Annotated in this window: 19 protein-coding genes; all 19 read right to left on the bottom strand. The window is 52.1% G+C overall.

Annotation, left to right across the window (positions count from 1 at the left end):
- Nucleotides 1-61: 61 nt before the first annotated feature.
- Complete coding sequence (gene tsf, locus NSQ22_RS06525) at nt 62-946, bottom strand: translation elongation factor Ts (RefSeq protein WP_029760479.1); 885 nt, start codon at nt 944-946, stop codon at nt 62-64.
- 157 nt (nt 947-1,103) lie between these two features.
- Nucleotides 1,104-1,811, bottom strand: a complete 708-nt coding sequence (rpsB, locus tag NSQ22_RS06520) for a 30S ribosomal protein S2 (protein ID WP_011887147.1) — start codon at nt 1,809-1,811, stop codon at nt 1,104-1,106.
- 153 nt (nt 1,812-1,964) lie between these two features.
- Nucleotides 1,965-2,546 (bottom strand): hypothetical protein, encoded by a 582-nt coding sequence (locus NSQ22_RS06515; protein WP_029760478.1) that lies wholly within the window; start codon nt 2,544-2,546, stop codon nt 1,965-1,967.
- Nucleotides 2,547-2,554: 8 nt separating this feature from the next.
- Nucleotides 2,555-2,800, bottom strand: coding sequence for a hypothetical protein (locus NSQ22_RS06510; RefSeq protein ID WP_081157105.1), 246 nt, complete (start codon nt 2,798-2,800; stop codon nt 2,555-2,557).
- 19 nt (nt 2,801-2,819) lie between these two features.
- Nucleotides 2,820-3,581, bottom strand: a complete 762-nt coding sequence (locus NSQ22_RS06505) for a FliA/WhiG family RNA polymerase sigma factor (protein ID WP_081157104.1) — start codon at nt 3,579-3,581, stop codon at nt 2,820-2,822.
- A gap of 30 nt (nt 3,582-3,611) precedes the next feature.
- Nucleotides 3,612-4,109: a chemotaxis protein CheD gene (locus NSQ22_RS06500; RefSeq protein WP_081157103.1), complete on the bottom strand. Its 498-nt coding sequence runs from the start codon at nt 4,107-4,109 to the stop codon at nt 3,612-3,614.
- Entirely contained in the window at nt 4,106-4,738 is a 633-nt protein-coding gene (locus NSQ22_RS06495; RefSeq protein ID WP_029760477.1) for a chemotaxis protein CheC, read from the bottom strand. Before NSQ22_RS06495 ends, NSQ22_RS06500 begins: the two co-directional genes overlap by 4 nt.
- Before the next feature lie 23 nt (nt 4,739-4,761).
- Nucleotides 4,762-5,199 (bottom strand): chemotaxis protein CheW, encoded by a 438-nt coding sequence (locus tag NSQ22_RS06490; protein WP_008878565.1) that lies wholly within the window; start codon nt 5,197-5,199, stop codon nt 4,762-4,764.
- Nucleotides 5,200-5,392: 193 nt separating this feature from the next.
- Entirely contained in the window at nt 5,393-7,399 is a 2,007-nt protein-coding gene (locus NSQ22_RS06485; RefSeq protein ID WP_339264362.1) for a chemotaxis protein CheA, read from the bottom strand.
- Between the two features lie 13 nt (nt 7,400-7,412).
- Entirely contained in the window at nt 7,413-8,459 is a 1,047-nt protein-coding gene (locus tag NSQ22_RS06480) for a chemotaxis response regulator protein-glutamate methylesterase (protein WP_339264361.1), read from the bottom strand.
- Between the two features lie 9 nt (nt 8,460-8,468).
- Nucleotides 8,469-9,332 carry a MinD/ParA family protein gene (locus NSQ22_RS06475; RefSeq protein WP_087959935.1) on the bottom strand — a complete coding sequence of 288 codons (864 nt, stop codon included), beginning with the start codon at nt 9,330-9,332 and terminating at the stop codon, nt 8,469-8,471.
- Complete coding sequence (flhF, locus tag NSQ22_RS06470; RefSeq protein ID WP_087959934.1) at nt 9,326-10,441, bottom strand: flagellar biosynthesis protein FlhF; 1,116 nt, start codon at nt 10,439-10,441, stop codon at nt 9,326-9,328. Before flhF ends, NSQ22_RS06475 begins: the two co-directional genes overlap by 7 nt.
- The gene (gene flhA / locus NSQ22_RS06465; RefSeq protein ID WP_060475752.1) at nt 10,438-12,480 is read right to left on the bottom strand and encodes a flagellar biosynthesis protein FlhA; all 2,043 of its coding nucleotides are present in this window, start codon (nt 12,478-12,480) and stop codon (nt 10,438-10,440) included. The genes flhF and flhA overlap by 4 nt, the downstream gene beginning before the upstream one ends.
- Nucleotides 12,481-12,498: 18 nt before the next feature.
- Complete coding sequence (flhB, locus tag NSQ22_RS06460; RefSeq protein ID WP_339264358.1) at nt 12,499-13,581, bottom strand: flagellar biosynthesis protein FlhB; 1,083 nt, start codon at nt 13,579-13,581, stop codon at nt 12,499-12,501.
- A 1-nt stretch (nt 13,582) separates the two neighbouring features.
- Nucleotides 13,583-14,356 (bottom strand): flagellar biosynthetic protein FliR, encoded by a 774-nt coding sequence (fliR, locus tag NSQ22_RS06455; protein ID WP_339264356.1) that lies wholly within the window; start codon nt 14,354-14,356, stop codon nt 13,583-13,585.
- A gap of 6 nt (nt 14,357-14,362) precedes the next feature.
- Nucleotides 14,363-14,632: a flagellar biosynthesis protein FliQ gene (gene fliQ / locus NSQ22_RS06450; RefSeq protein ID WP_008878573.1), complete on the bottom strand. Its 270-nt coding sequence runs from the start codon at nt 14,630-14,632 to the stop codon at nt 14,363-14,365.
- 15 nt (nt 14,633-14,647) lie between these two features.
- Nucleotides 14,648-15,316 carry a flagellar type III secretion system pore protein FliP gene (gene fliP / locus NSQ22_RS06445; protein WP_008878574.1) on the bottom strand — a complete coding sequence of 223 codons (669 nt, stop codon included), beginning with the start codon at nt 15,314-15,316 and terminating at the stop codon, nt 14,648-14,650.
- Complete coding sequence (fliZ, locus tag NSQ22_RS06440) at nt 15,309-15,962, bottom strand: flagella biosynthesis regulatory protein FliZ (RefSeq protein WP_339264354.1); 654 nt, start codon at nt 15,960-15,962, stop codon at nt 15,309-15,311. Before fliZ ends, fliP begins: the two co-directional genes overlap by 8 nt.
- A gap of 23 nt (nt 15,963-15,985) precedes the next feature.
- The gene (locus NSQ22_RS06435; protein ID WP_008878576.1) at nt 15,986-16,345 is read right to left on the bottom strand and encodes a response regulator; all 360 of its coding nucleotides are present in this window, start codon (nt 16,343-16,345) and stop codon (nt 15,986-15,988) included.
- Nucleotides 16,346-16,348: the final 3 nt, after the last annotated feature.

The raw sequence follows: 16,348 nt of genomic DNA, 5'->3' as shown, positions 1-16,348 counted from the left end.
CGTGATGATGCGAGTCGCTTTGAAAAACAGGGAACACGAGCGTGTTCCCTGTTGCGGTCCGTCATTGTTTTCTTACTTGGCTCATGACTTCTTCAGCGAAATTATCTTGACGTTTTTCGAGCCCTTCACCAACTTCGTAGCGGATGAACTGCTTCACGGTTGCTCCGCTCGATTCGACGTATTGGCGTACCGTCACATCCGGGTTTTTCACGAACGCTTGCTCAAGCAGGCAAACATCTTCGTAAAACTTTTTCAGACGGCCTTCAACCATTTTTTCAACGATGTTTTCCGGCTTACCTTCGTTCAACGCTTGTTGTTTCAACACTTCACGTTCGCGCGCAATCTCTTCTTGCGGCACTTCATCGCGCGAAACGTATTTCGGATGGAGCGCAGCAATATGCATCGCCACATCTTTAGCGACCTCTTCAGTTGCGTTGCCGGCTAATAATGTTAATACGCCGATGCGCCCGCCCATGTGCAAGTACGCGCCAAACGTTTCATCATCCGCTTTGTTGACAACAGCAAAGCGGCGGAGCGTAATTTTTTCACCGATTTTAGCAACTGCTTCGTTAATGTAATCTTGAACAGTGGAACCACTGCTCATCGTTTGTCCGAGCGCTTCATCAAGCGTGGCTGGCTTTTGTTTCAGCAGATGTGCAGCCAGCTCCTTAACGAGCGTTTGGAACGCTTCGTTTTTGGCAACGAAGTCCGTTTCCGAGTTTACTTCCAAAATGACAGCCGCATTGCCTTCCGTCGCGATGTATGTCATTCCTTCCGCTGCGATGCGATCTGCTTTTTTCGCTGCTTTAGCAATTCCTTTTTCACGCAGCCAGTCGATCGCTTTTTCCATGTCACCGTTCGTTTCGGTGAGCGCTTTTTTGCAGTCCATCATGCCTGCGCCCGTTTTTTCGCGCAGCTCTTTTACCATTTGTGCTGTAATCGCCATAAAAAGCTCCTCCTTCTCTTTATCCCATATATGTATCGATGTCGGCAGCGGGTGCCTGTTTTGCCCTTATTCGTTAGTATAGCCAAAAGTTGCTGATTTCTGTCTCAAAAAAAGGTGATAAAAGGCTTTCCCCTCTTATCACCTTTCCTAAGCTGTCTTACTCCGCTGCGACGGCTGCCTCTTCGCCTTGTTTTGCTTCAAGCACTGCATCGGCGATTTTCGACGTCAACAGTTTAACGGCGCGGATGGCGTCATCGTTTGCCGGGATGACGTAGTCGATTTCATCCGGATCGCAGTTCGTGTCGACGATACCGATGATCGGGATGTTCAACTTGCGCGCTTCCGCCACCGCGATCCGCTCTTTGCGCGGGTCGATGACGAACAACGCATCCGGCAGCTCTTTCATGTCTTTAATGCCGCCTAAAAATTTCTCGAGCCGCTCTTTTTCTTTTTTCAAGCCGATGACTTCTTTTTTCGGAAGCACGTCAAATACGCCGTCTTCTTCCATTTTTTCAATTTCACGCAAACGTTTAATCCGTTTTTGGATCGTCGCGAAGTTCGTCAGCGTACCGCCAAGCCAACGTTGGTTGACATAAAACATGCCGCAGCGTTCCGCTTCCTCTTTCACTGATTCTTGCGCTTGTTTTTTCGTGCCGACGAACAAAATTTTGCCGCCGTTGCCCGCTAATTCGCGCACAAAGTTATATGCTTCCTCGACTTTTTTAACCGTTTTTTGCAAGTCGATAATATAAATACCGTTGCGCTCCGTGAAAATGTATTTTTTCATTTTCGGATTCCAACGGCGAGTCTGATGTCCGAAATGGACGCCAGCTTCAAGCAGTTGTTTCATCGAAATCACTGACATGTATGCTCCTCCTGTTTCCTTGTGGTTTTTGTACCTCCGCCTGTCTCATCTTTCAGCAAGACTGGCCTCGCCAGCACCGTTGCTGAAATCATCAGGCGTGTGTATTCACACCATGTAAAAATATATCATAATCGCCGGTGGTAAATCAAGCTGTTATTCACTCGTTTTTCGGTCAAATTTCAACAGCAGCTCCACTTCCGTTTTTCCTTTTTGCAGTTTTTTGGCAATCTCCTCAATCGTCGCCCCCTCTTCATGTAAACGGCGAGCGGCATCAGCCGCGCTGGCGGACGGTGAAAGGTCTAGCACATCTTCGATCGCTTCAATGTCCGGAAAATAATCGAGCGCCACGTCACGGTCGTTCTGTCCCGTTTGCGCGATTTCTCCGTTTTTTTCTTCCGCCCCGCTTTCATCCGTGGGCGATGTAGGCGATGCCGATCCGCTGCCGTCGCTTGCTGAGCGCGGTGCAGGTGCTGCTAGTTTTGAAGCCAGTGGCTGCTTGGCAGCCCCGGCGGTTGTTTTCGTCCGAAGCAACGCGTCAAGCTCGCCCAAAAAACGCTCGTTCTCTTCTTTCCAGGCGACAAGGTGAGCCGCCATCGCCTCCTCGAGCTCTTCCGCCCGCTTTGCTGCGCGCTGTTCCGCCTCGCCAAGCCGCGACAGACGCATGTAAAGCAAAATGATGAGCAAAAAGGAAAACGCATGTAACAGCAAGCTGATAGCTAGCCAAAATGCTCCCATGATGTTCACTATCCTTTAATGTCAATCGTTTTTCCTTTATAAGGATGGCCTCCGAACCGCGACGCCTCCCACCTTGCACGGGTGCCTGTCCGCTTGTCCGTCACTTGGCGGCGTGCCCGCTCTGTCCGTTTTTCGCTGGCCTCCGCCATTTGCGCCTGCACAGTATAAGGATAGTGCTGCGCAGCAGCATGCATACCTCCCGCTTCCGGCACTTTTGGCATCACACTTTGCAACGCAGGCAGCTGAATATCCACCTTTCCACTTCCTTTCCCCTCATTGCTCCTCAGCAAAAAAACGGCGCAATTTCCACAGCGCTTTGGCATGAATTTGGGAAATTCTTGATGTGGACAGCTGCAGGATGCTCCCAATTTCCGTAAACGTGAGTTCCTCTTTGTAAAACAAGCTAATGACAAGCTGCTCTTTTTCATTCAACTGTCCGATACCCACGGCCAGCTTTTCGACCATTTCTTGCTTGACGACTTGTTCTTCCGGAAGTACGGCGCGGTCGTCGCGGATCGCAAGCGGCTCATCGTCCTCTTCACAGGCTGTCTGCCCGAGCGAAAGCCAATTGGAAAAAAACGTTTCATTGACCGCTGCCTGCACTTCTTCTTCCGTCATTCCGAGCTCGGCGGCAACTTCTTTCGCCGTCACCGACCGCATGTACCGTTGCTCAAGCCGCTCAGCCGTCTCTTCAATTTTTTTTACTTTGTCGCGCACACTGCGCGGCAGCCAATCTTCTTTGCGCAAACCGTCGAGGATGGCGCCGCGGATGCGAAACGATGCATATGTGTCAAATTTCAAATCGCGCGATGGGTCAAACTTTTCAAGCGCATCGTACAAACCGACAAGCCCAAGGCTGACCAGCTCTTCCTTCGGCACGGAACTCGGCAGCGTGGCGGAAAGCCGCTGCACATGGTAAGAAACGAGCGGCATATAGCGCTGTACGAGCTCCTCGGCCGCATGCCGGTCGCGGCCGTTGACCCAGTCGTCCCAATATTTCTGTTCGTCTCCTTTTAGCGTTAGCGCGCTCCCCATCGTTCTCCCCCTCGCCTTATGGAAACGGCATTATATTTCTTTGATTTCTTGACTAGCCGTGCGAATGGACAGCATGCCCGTTTGTGGATTAAACTCGATCGTCCGGCCGCTATGGCCTCCGACATCCTCAGCAACAACAGGAATGTGCAACCGCTCGAGCTGCCTTTTCACTTCTTCGACGTTGCGGGCGCCAATGCGCATCATATCTCCACTAGTTGAAGAAAACGAGAACATTTGCGCCCCTCCAGCCAGCTTCGCTTTGAGCATCGCTTTTCGCCCACCGGCGGCGATGACGAGTTTACAAAGCGCTTCAACCGCCGTGTCAGCATATTTGGCTTCATTGACGACCCCTCCGCGCGCCATCGAAGAATGTGGAAGCATAACATGCGCCATGCCGGCGATCGCTTTTCCGCTGTCATAAATGACGACACCTACGCACGATCCAAGTCCACATGTGCGAATGACGGTTGGGGCTACAACGACTTTCATCTCCGCGATGCCGACTTTGACCGTTTCGATCGCCCTCATCCGCCATCCACACCTAATGCCCGAAAGATGGTGGAAAACGACTCCGGATCGGGGAGGAGAAAGAAATGGCCGTCGATGCTTTCATTCGGCTGTCGCTCATCGTAAATGGCCGTATCGATCAAAATGGCGTAATCGCCGACACAAGACAGCTCAAGCAAACCAAACGACAGCACAGCTCCGATCATATCCACCGCCAGCGCCGGCACGGATGGCTGCAAAGTAAGCTGGGTAAAATCGGCGAGCGCTGATAAATACGAACCGGCTAAAATATTGCCAAGCTCCTGAAGCGCCGAACATCCGAGCTCATGGGCCTCCCCTTGAAACGAAAACGAGTCGTCGCCGATCATCCGGCGGACAAACCGCTCCGCCTGTTCCGGCGGCAGCACGAAAAACATATTCCCTGGCGCTTCCCCCTCGATGCGCAAATAAACACACGCGACAACTTGTTCCGGCCCGCCGATCAGCTCCATCATCTCGGCAAACGTTGCAACTTGGACGCGCGGTACGGCCATTGTAATTTTTTTGTTTAATAGCGTCGACAAGGCGGTTGCCGCATTGCCAGCCCCGATGTTTCCGATTTCGCGTAAAACGTCGATATGCATCCCTGTCAAATTGCAAATGTCATCCAACCGACAACGCCCCTCTCTGCGATTTATTGACCAAGCACTTTCGCTAAATCCAGCAAAATGAGGAGCCGTTTCTCTATTTTCGCCACCCCGTAAATGTAGCTCGCTTCGATGGCTCCGATCGCCTCCGGAGGCGGCTCGATGCTCGCTCCCGGAATATCGATAACATCGTTCGCCGCATCGACGATCAGCCCCACTTCGACATCCCCAAGGGTGACAATAATCATCCGTGTCTGTTCTCCATACGGTTCAGGAGCAAACCCAAACCGCTCGCGCAAATCGATAATCGGCGTCACGACCCCGCGCAAATTGATGACTCCTTTCACATAGTGGGCCGTTCCCGGTACGCGCGTAATCGGCTGCATTTTTTCAATCGAACGGACGTGCTGCACCGGCAGGGCGTACTCTTCTTCTTTCAAGCGAAAAGCAATCACTTTCCAGTCTGTTTGAACATTGGTGTTCATTGGCCACTCCCCCCTTTTTCTATTGAGATGTAGATGGAATAAACCATCATTAGGCGCACCGCTTTTGTTCATATTTTTTCGGCCAACGATAGTGGCACATCCATATTCCTCACTAACACGTCGCTGCAGAGCTTTTTAGTAGACTATCAACATGCTTTTTCCATTGCCCACCGTGGCGTGAGTACGCTGCCTGTTATTTTACAAGCGCATTGCAATCGATAATCAGCGCCACCCGACCGTCTCCTAAAATTGTCGCACCAGAAATGGCGAAGACAGAAGATAAATAGTTTCCAAGCGATTTTAGTACAACTTCCTGCTGTCCGATAAATGAGTCGACCGCCAATGCTGCCAGTTTTTCCCCTTTCCGGACAATGACAGCCGCCACCGCATCCCCCTCATCGGATGCGTTCGGTACGGAAAACACGTCTTTCAGCCGGACGAGTGGCACGACTTTACCGCGGAAGTCAATGACCGGCTGGTTATGAGCAGAGAAAATATCTTCTTTCTTTACTAACGCTGTCTCCATAATCGATGACAGCGGGATGGCATACGTCTCAGCAGCGATTTGAACGAGCAGCACGGAAATGATCGACAACGTCAATGGCAGCTGGATGGAAAAAAGCGATCCTTTTCCAGGCTGCGAATCGACGGTGACCGTGCCGCCGAGCGATTGGATCGTGCTTTTGACTACATCCAATCCGACGCCGCGCCCGGAAATATCGGAAATGCGGTCAGCGGTGGAAAATCCTGGAGAAAAAATCAACCCATACACTTGTTGGTCGGTCAGGTGGGCCGCTTCCTCCGCTGAAACGATGCCGCGGTCGATCGCCTTTTGCAACACTTTCTCCCGGGAAATGCCGGCACCGTCGTCCTCAATCTCAATAAATACATGGTTGCCGCTATGGTAGGCGCGCAATTTGACCGTCCCTTCCTCCGGTTTTCCGCACGCCACCCGAATGTCTGGCGCTTCAATGCCGTGGTCAAGCGCGTTACGAATCAAATGGACGAGCGGATCGCCAATTTCATCGATGACCGTTCGGTCAAGTTCCGTTTCCGCTCCGATAATATCAAGGCGCACTTTTTTGCCAAGTTCACGGGCAAGTTGACGCACCATGCGCGGAAAGCGATTGAACACAGTTTCGACCGGCACCATGCGCATGTTTAAAATAATCGTTTGTAAATCGCTTGAAATGCGCGACATCCGTTCCACCGTTTCGGTTAGTTCAGGGTGGTTCAAATCGCGGGAAATTTGCTCAAGCCGTCCGCGATCGACAACTAGTTCTTCGAACAAGTTCATTAACATATCAAGCCGTTCAATATTGACGCGGATTGTCTTCCCTGTCTGTTTCGCCGCCAGTTTTTCCGCCGCCTCTGCTTTAGCCTGCGCCGCTGCAACTTGTCCAATGGCGGTCGACACCGGCGGTTCAGGGTCGTCCTGTTCTCCGCTTTTAGCAGATGGCTCATCGACCGTCACCGCGGAGATCTCGACCTCGTCGATTTCAGAAATGCTCATCAGCCGCATTCGCAGTTCATCAGCCGGCGTTTTCGATACAACGGTGACGAGAAACTCTTGATCAAACTTCTCTTCCTCGAGCATGTCAGCCGGGGGTGTCGATTTTACAATTTCCCCTGCTTCATTGAGCTGCTCAAACACCATGTACACGCGTGCAGCTTTCAACATGCAGTCTTTACGAAGGCGAACGCGAATTTCATAGATAGAAAATCCTTGATCTTTTGCCTGTTGCAACACATGGTATTCAAACTCCCCGTATGTATGCTCGAGGGGCAATTGTTCGCCTGCTGTCGGTTTGTTCGGCATCTCCCCTTGCTCAATTCGTTTCAACTGTTCGACCGTCTCGCCCACATCGCGCTTCCCATCGCCGCCTGAGGCGATCGATATAATCATCGCTTCCAAATGGTCGACAGCTTGAAAAACAACATCAAGCAGTTCCGGGGTAACGATGAGCCGCTGATTGCGGATGCCATCAAGCACATTCTCTAGTTGGTGCGTCAAATTGGCCAAATCTTCAAATCCCATCGTGGCTGACATTCCTTTTAGCGTATGGGCCGAGCGGAAAATTTCATTAACAAGAGCCATATCACCCGGGGTTTGTTCGAGTTCAAGCAGCCGTTCGTTGATCGTTTGCAGATGTTCCTTGCTTTCATCAATAAAGATGTCTAAGTATTGACTCATATCCATCCCATGTTCCCCCTCATTCCCCGATCGATTGGACGATGGCGGCGGCAATGCCGTCAAGCGGAGTAATGACATCGATGACACCGGCCTCGATCGCCGCCCTCGGCATCCCATAAATGACTGCTGTCTCGCGCGCTTCGGCGATCGCTTCCACGTCTCCGCTTTCTTTCAACTTTTTCAGTCCCTTCGTCCCGTCTGCTCCCATTCCGGTCATGATTACCACCACTTTCCGGCAGTGGTGAATGGCGGCAAGTGATTCGAACAACACGTCAACGGCTGGGCGGTGGCCGGCGCGCGGCGGCGACGCATCAAAATGGGCTTTCAGCACACCGTTTTCCTCCCTGACGGCAAGATGAACACCGCCTGGGGCGATATAAGCAGTGCCATTTCGCAGCACCTCCCCATCTTCTGCCTCTTTGACAGTTATGGCGGATAGTGCGTCCAGCCGGTTGGCAAGCGATTTCGTAAATCCTTTCGGCATATGCTGGACGATGACAACTGGAGCGGCCAAATCGGGCGGCAACTGCGTCAGCACGGTTTCTAAGGCTCGTGGGCCGCCGGTTGAGGTGCCGATGGCGACGATCGCTTTTTCGACGTGCGCCGTTTTGTCGAGTGAACGCCAAGGTCCGACTTTCGAGCGCCGGACGGTGAGCGCCCTTATGTTCGCTTCGCTTGCATGCAACACTTTTCGGACTAGTTCATCCCTCACTTTGTATAAATCAAGCGAAAGCGAACTAGACGGTTTCGCCACAAAATCAACGGCCCCATATTGCATGGCGGTTACCGTATTTTCCGCCCCTTCCTTCGTCGTGCTTGATACCATGACGACCGGCAACGGCTTCTTCTCCATGATATGCCGCAATGTTTCCAGTCCGTCCATCACTGGCATTTCGACGTCGAGCGTCACAACATCAGGGTGAAGAACAGCGATTTTCTCAAGCGCCTCTTGACCATTGCGGGCCGTTCCGATGACTTCAAGGCGCGGGTGTTCGGACAAAAAATCGCTGATCCATTTGCGCATAAACGCCGAGTCATCGACAACAAGCACCTTGATCGTCTTCATTGTCCGTCTCTACCTTTCTAGGAAAAGTTGGCGCAGTTTGGCAAAAAAGCGACTCGCCCGCTCCGTCCCTTCCTCCCGCTGCGGCGCATAACGGAATGCCATTTGGCGCACCGCCTTGCTCGCTTTCGCTGCTGGATCAAGCAATACAAACGGCGTTTGGCTGACAACCGCGCGAGCGACCGTCCGATCTTCCGGAATGATGCCAAGCAACGCAATATCTTTGTTTAAAAACCGACCGGTGACGTACTTCAGCCGCTCAAAAACTTCATACCCTTCCCGCTCCTTGCCGGCGCGGTTGACAATGACGGAAAACGGCGCCTCGCTGCCGGCAGCGTGCATATATTTCATCATGGCATACGCGTCGGTCATGGCGGTCGGCTCCGGTGTTGTCACCACAAATACGTCGTCAACCGACTTTAGAAAATACAACCGTTCCCCTGACGCCCCCGCCCCCATGTCAAAGATGAGGTAATCATACTGTGACGCCACGGCCTGCAGTTCGGTCAAAAAGCGGTCGATGCTAGCCGTATCAAGCCCCTGCCATTGTGCCGCTCCCGTTCCCCCGGCAATGTACGATAGATGTTCCGGACCGCTTTTTACTAGCTCTGAGAGCGGCAGTCGGGCCGAAAACCAATCGGCCAATGCCAACGACGATGACTCGCCGAGCAAAATATCGATGTTGCCCATGCCGATGTCCATATCGAGCAGCAAGACGCGAAACCCGAGCTTAGAAAGCGACAGCGAGAAATTGAGCGAAACGTTCGACTTGCCCACCCCGCCTTTTCCGCTCGTCACCGCGATTGTCCGCGGCGACGGCTGCTGCCGGAGACGGTTCAGCTTGAGACGAAGCTGTTCTGCTTGATCTTTCACCATCGCTCCGCTCCAAACAACAGCTGAACAAGCCGGTCGGCCGATGCTTTCATCATGTCGTCCGGCACGTTTTGCCCGTTCGTAAAATAGGCGGCGCCAAGCCGGCTGTCGAGCAGCAAGTTGAATACAGCTCCGTACGAGTCGGTCTCATCGAGTTTGGTGATGATTAGCCGATCGAGCGGAAGACCGGAAAAGCGGTCATAGACAGCTTTCATGTCGTCATATTTTCCGGTGGCGGCAAGCACAAGCAACGTTTCCGTCTCGCTGTCAAACTCGATCGTTTGCTGCAATTCAGCAACATATTGTGGGTTGCGGAAATTGCGTCCGGCTGTATCTACAAACACGAGGTCGCAATCGGCTAGGTTTCGCTTCGCTGCCCGGAAATCATCGGCATTGTAACATACTGCAAACGGAGCATGTAAAATGTGCGCATACGTCTTCAACTGATCGATGGCTGCAATTCGGTACGTATCCGTCGTAATGAAACCGACTTTTTTTCCTTGTTCGAGAACAGCGCGCCCCGCCATTTTGGCAAGCGTCGTCGTCTTTCCAACCCCGGTCGGGCCGAGCAAAATCACATATTTTTTTTGCCTTGCGGCTTCGGCAAACGGAAGCGACGACAACATGTCACGCACTACCTCTTTCGCCCATTCAGAGACGACAGCCGCCGAGCGCTCCCCCTTGTCGGTGTACCACCGTTCAAGTAAGCGGTCCATCACTTCGCGAACGTAACTTTCCGCCATTCCTTGCCGCACAAGCCGTCGCTCCACCTCAGCTAGCGGCGGGGGGAACACCAACGAAGGCGAGCCGCTAGCCAACTGACGGACGAGCGCTTTCACTTCCTGCAGTTCTCCCGCAAGCAAGTCATTTGTCTTTTCCCGCCCAGCTGCTAATGGCCCATTAGTGGGTGCTGCCACATCCGGCGAACGCGGCGGCAATGGATCAGGGTCAACGCCCGCTAACACTTCGATCTTCTTTTTCGCAAACAAACCGAAAAATCCGCCGGTACGGGTCTCTTTCGAGTGTAAAATGACCGCATCGCGACCGAGCTCGGCGCGAACCATTTTCATCGCTTCATTCATGGACGGGGCGATAAATTTTTTCACTTTCATTCCATTTCCACCATCCCCACACTTTGGACTTCGACATCCGCTTCAAGCTCGTTATACGACAGCACCGGGATCGTTGGAAAATGGCGCTCGGTCAGCTGGCGGACGTACATGCGCACCGCCGGAGAACAGAGCAAAATCGGCGTTTGACCGGCAAACGGATAGCGGTCAAGCGCTTGGGACACCGACTCAACGAACGCCTGCGCCCGCGTCGGATCAAGCGCCAAATAGCGGCCGTGCTCTGTTTGCTGCACAGCATCAGCAATGATTTTTTCCACTTTGCCGGATAACGTAATGACCCGCAACGGCTCGCCCGGCACGGCGTATTGCCCAGTAATTTGCCGCGCCAGCGCTTGGCGGACATATTCGGTCAACAAATCGGTGTCTCCGGTCAGGCGGGCAAAATCAGCAAGCGCCTCAAAAATCAGCGGCAAGTTGCGGATCGACACTTTCTCTTTCAACAGCTTGGCAAGCACTTTTTGAACATCGCCGATCGACAACGGATTCGGGGTCACATCATCGACAAGCACTGGGTACGATTCTTTCAAATGATCGATCAGCTGCTTCGTTTCTTGGCGGCCAAGCAATTCATGGGCGTGGGACTTAAGCACTTCCGTCAAATGTGTCGAGACGACCGATGGAGGGTCAACAACCGTATAACCGAGCATTTCAGCGCGGTCTTTCATCGCCTCAGAAATCCACTTCGCCGGCAGGCCAAACGCCGGCTCGACCGTTTCAATGCCGTCGATCGAACCATCGTCGACGCCAGGGCTCATCGCTAAATAATGGTCTAGCAGCAGCTCGCCACGCGCCACTTCTTCACCTTTAATTTTTACCCGATATTCGTTTGGCTGAAGCTGAATGTTATCACGAATGCGCACAACTGGGACGACGATGCCGAGCTCGAGTGCAAGCTGGCGGCGGATCATGACGATCCGGTCGAGCAAATCTCCACCTTGAGCCGCATCAGCAAGCGGAATGAGCGCATAACCAAACTCAAACTCAATCGGGTCGACATGCAACAGTTGAATGACGCTTTCCGGGCTTTTCAATTCGTCCGCCGCCGTTTCCTCTTCCGGTTCGGCCCCGACTGCTTCCTCGTGCTGTTGTCCCCGAGCAAACCGGTAGCCGCCGAGCGCCAACAGCCCAGCGATCGGCATCGTCAATACGTCACTAATCGGTGTAAGCAAGCCGAGCAAGAAAATCGTTCCAGCAGTGACGTACAACATTTTCGGAAAAGCAAACAGCTGACGCATAATATCGCCGCTTAAATTGCTGTCGGACGCCGCTCGGGTGACAATAATACCGGTCGCGGTCGAAATCAATAACGCTGGAATTTGGCTTACAATCCCGTCACCGACCGTCAATAATGTGTAACGTTTCGCCGCCTCGGCCATCTCCATCCCTTGTCCAACGACGCCGATGATCATGCCAAATAACATATTGATAATGACGATAATCATCCCGGCGATGGCGTCGCCTTTGACGAACTTGCTCGCCCCATCCATAGCACCGTAAAAGTCGGCCTCTCGAGCAATCTTTTCCCGCCGCTGCCGCGCTTCCTGCTCCGAAATCATGCCGGCGTTTAAATCGGCGTCAATGCTCATTTGTTTTCCCGGCATCGCATCGAGCGTAAAGCGGGCCGCCACTTCGGAGACACGTTCGGCCCCCTTCGTAATGACGATAAACTGAATGATGATCAAAATTAAGAATACGACAAATCCAACGACGACATCGCCACCAACGACGAACGTCCCGAACGTTTCGACGACTCCCCCCGCTTCTCCTTTACTTAAAATCGCGCGGGTTGTTGAGACGTTCAATCCTAATCGAAACAAAGTCAGCACTAAAAGCAATGACGGAAAAATGGAAAATTCAAGCGGTTCTTTCGTGTTCATCGCCGTCAGCAAAACAAGTAAGGCGAGAGAAATATTGATGATGATCAAGATGCTGAGCAGCCATGTCGGCAACGGGATGACGAGCATGGCAACGATGAGCACGACCATAAGCAAAACTGATAAATCTTTCCATTGCGCTTGCATGTTTTTCTCTCCTTGTTGCTACACATTTCGTTTGAGCCGGTAAACGTACGCCAAAATTTCCGCCACTGCCTTAAAAAACGCCTCTGGAATCATATCGCCGACCTCCGTCTGCCGATAAAGCGCTTGGGCGAGCGGACGGTTCTCGACGGTGACGACACCGTTCGCTTTGGCAATTTCCTTAATTCTTAGGGCGACATAGTCCGCCCCTTTCGCCACGACAACCGGCGCTTCCATTTTTCCATCTTCATATTTGAGCGCGACAGCATAATGGGTCGGATTTGTAATCACAACGTCCGCGTTCGGCACTTCTTGCATCATCCGTTTCATCGCCATTTCGCGCTGTTTCTGTTTGATGCGTGACTTAATAAGTGGATCGCCTTCCGTCTTTTTATACTCGTCTTTAATGTCTTGCTTCGACATGCGAATATTTTTTTCAAATTCAAACCGTTGGTACAAATAGTCAAACAACGCTAAAAATAAGAGCGATGCCGCGGCATACAGCCCCATTTTCACCGTCAAGCCGCCAATGACAGCGAGCATGGCGCCCGGCGGTTTGGAAACAAGCGCCAGTAGCTCGTTTCGTTCGAAAAACAGCAGCGTAAAGACAACTGTGCCGATGATTCCAGCTTTTAACACCGACTTCAACAGTTCGACAATGGCGCGCAGCGAAAAGAACCGCTTCATTCCTTTCACCGGGTTGAGCCGATTCCAATCCATTTTCAGCGGTTCAACGGTAAAAAGGGCGCCGATTTGCAAAAAGTTGGCCAGTCCGGCCGCCAGCACAGCGGCAGCAAAAAACGGAGCCAAAAGGAACGCCGCATGGCGGAGCCAGTCGAGAAACAGCAAATGAAGCGAATCGATCGTCAGCGGGACAGACGCGTAATCGGACAGCGCGCGGGTGAACAAACGCAGCAAGCCATCGCGCTCGTATGCCCCCGCCAAAAACAAGGCAAGAAACGTAGCAAGCAAAACGGCGGCGGCAACCGCGTCACCGCTTTTTGCCACCTGCCCTTTTTCCCGCACTTCTTGCCGTTTGCGCGGCGTCGCCTTTTCCGTTTTTTCTCCCGCAAAAAATTGCAAATCAAGCCGCCAGCAGCCCATCTTACGCGCCTCCTAACAACCGCATAAACTCGCGCAGCGACGCAAACATGAGTTGAAACAGTTCACGGGCGGAAAACAAAATTCCTCCGATCGCTGCAAACAACAACAAAAATGCCGTCACCGTTTTGAGCGAAAAACCAACGGCAAAAATGTTCATTTGCGGCACTGCACGAGCGATGATGCCAAGCGCCACATCGACTAAAAAGAGCGATCCGACAAGCGGGGCAGCCATTTGTACGGCTACGACAAACATCGCGGCGAAGGCGCGAACAGCATATTCGACAGCCCGCCCATCGGCAATATGCGGCCACCCGTCAAGCGGCAGCCACTGATAGCTGTAAAACATGCCATCAAGCAGCAAATGGTGTCCGTCAAGCGCCAGCAAAAGCAAGAGTGCTAACGAGTGAAGATACTGGCCTAACAACGGGCTTTGCGCCCCGGTTTGCGGATCGATGACATTGGCGATGGCAAAGCCGATTTGAAAGTCAATCAACCCACCGGCAATTTGCACCGCTGCCATAATGGTTGCCGCAAGCAGCCCAAGCGCCAGCCCGACGAGCACCTCTTTGAAGACAAGCAACATATACACATCGTTCAATGACAGTGTCGGTTTGGGCACCGCCAAAAACAAAATCCAACTGAAAAAAAACGCCAACCCGATTTTATATGAAGCCGGCACCGTCCGGTACGAAAAAAGCGGCATCGCAGCAAAAAAAGAAGCGATGCGGGCAAAGATAAGCAAAAATGCCGGAAAGTGAGTCCATAATTGTTCCATGATCGATCAGCCTATAAATGAAGCCAAATTGTTGAAAATATCATGGGCGTATGACACCATTTTCGAGAGCATCCACGGCCCGAACAACACAAGCCCGAGCAAGACAGCGATAATTTTCGGCACAAAAGTGAGCGTCTGCTCTTGAATTTGCGTCGCCGCTTGAAAAATGCTGACGACAAGACCGACAATAAGCGACAGCAACAAGAGCGGACCACAGACAATCAACACAATATAGACACCTTGCTCAGCAAGGCGGATAATCAAATCGGCACTCATGGACGCCACCTATCTTTATTGAAAACTTTGCAACAATGATTTGACGACTAAGTACCAGCCGTCAACAAGAACAAACAACAAAATTTTAAACGGCAGCGAAATCATCACCGGCGGCAGCATCATCATCCCCATTGACATTAAGACGCTGGCGACAATCATGTCGATGACTAAAAACGGAATAAAAATCATAAAGCCCATTTGAAACGCCGTCTTCAGCTCGCTAATCGCAAACGCTGGCACGAGCGCAGTCAACGGGATGTCGTTGACCGTTTTCGGCTGTTCAGCGCCGCTGTATGATAAAAACAGCGCCAAATCTTGCTGCCGTGTGTGCTTGCTCATAAACTGCTTAAGCGGAATGGCAGCACGTTCGTACGCCTCATCCAAATCAATTTTTTCGGCAAATAACGGCTGCAACGCCTGATCATTGATGTCTTTCCATGTCGGCGCCATAATGAAAAATGTCAAAAACAACGCCAACCCAATCAACACTTGGTTCGGCGGCATTTGCTGCGTGCCGAGCGACGTACGCACGAACGACAGAACGATGACAATGCGTGTAAAACACGTCATCATAATTAAAATGCCAGGAGCAATCGACAAGACAGTGAGCAACAGCAGCAATTTCACCGATGTCGACACATGCTCGGGAGCCATTGAATTAAACATATGGACAAATTCATTCATCGCCCGCTGTACCTTCCTCTTTCAGCCGCTTTAGCCACTCATTGCGCTTTTCGGCCATTTGTTTCATTTCCTCGGCAAGCAGCGCCGAAAACGAGGGAGCCGTGCTCCCTTCCGATTTTGATTTTGCCGCCCAATACTCACGAAGCCGGAAGCGGAAGCGGCTGAAATCAGCCATCCGTTCAAGCCGTTCGTTATGTTGCGCCAGCAGCTCATTAATCTCGTTTTCATCGCTAATTTCTCGCAATAGTTGAATCGAATCGCCGACGCCGATGACAAGCAGCCGGTTGCCGACTTTAATGAGCTGGACGGAACGGTTCGTTCCAACACTCGTCCCGCCAAGGTGCTCGATGACACCTTTTTGACCAGAACCGAATGGCTGGCGGCGGGAAAGCCATTTCAGCAGCACATAAAGAAGAATGAGAACAAAGGCGGTCGCTCCAATGAGCCGGAGCACATCGGAAGCAGAAACGGCATCAGCTGTTTTACTGGCCGATTGTGTCTGTTGCCCGGCCGGCGTTGACGGCCCGCACGCATCCGGTTGCTGCAAGCAGTCGGCAACCGTCGGGCTTTGGGCGGCCGATGCCGGCGATGCACTCAACACAATAGCTGTCATAAACAAAGCTGCCGCCCATCGCCATATTGCCATCAATACCATCCACCTCTTATCGCTTATCCGAGCGTTTTGTTAATCGCTTCAATGACGCGATCTGCCTGAAATGGCTTGACAACGAAATCTTTCGCCCCCGCTTGGATGGCGTCAATCACCATCGCCTGTTGCCCCATCGCTGAGCACATAATGACTTTGGCGTTGCTGTCGATTTTTTTGATTTCTTTCAGCGCCGTAATCCCATCCATCTCCGGCATCGTAATGTCCATCGTCACAATGTCGGGGCGCGTCTCTTTATATTTCTCGATCGCCTGCCGCCCGTCAGCCGCTTCGGCAACGACCTCATGCCCGTTTTTGGTCAAAATGTCTTTAATCATCATCCGCATAAACGCAGCATCATCAACGACAAGTATTCGTGCCATGTA

Source organism: Geobacillus sp. FSL K6-3411 (assembly GCF_037965715.1).
Classification (GTDB): domain Bacteria; phylum Bacillota; class Bacilli; order Bacillales; family Anoxybacillaceae; genus Geobacillus; species Geobacillus thermodenitrificans.
The sequence above is the reverse complement of the archived record's forward strand: the minus strand, read 5'-3'. Positions and strand labels throughout refer to the sequence as shown.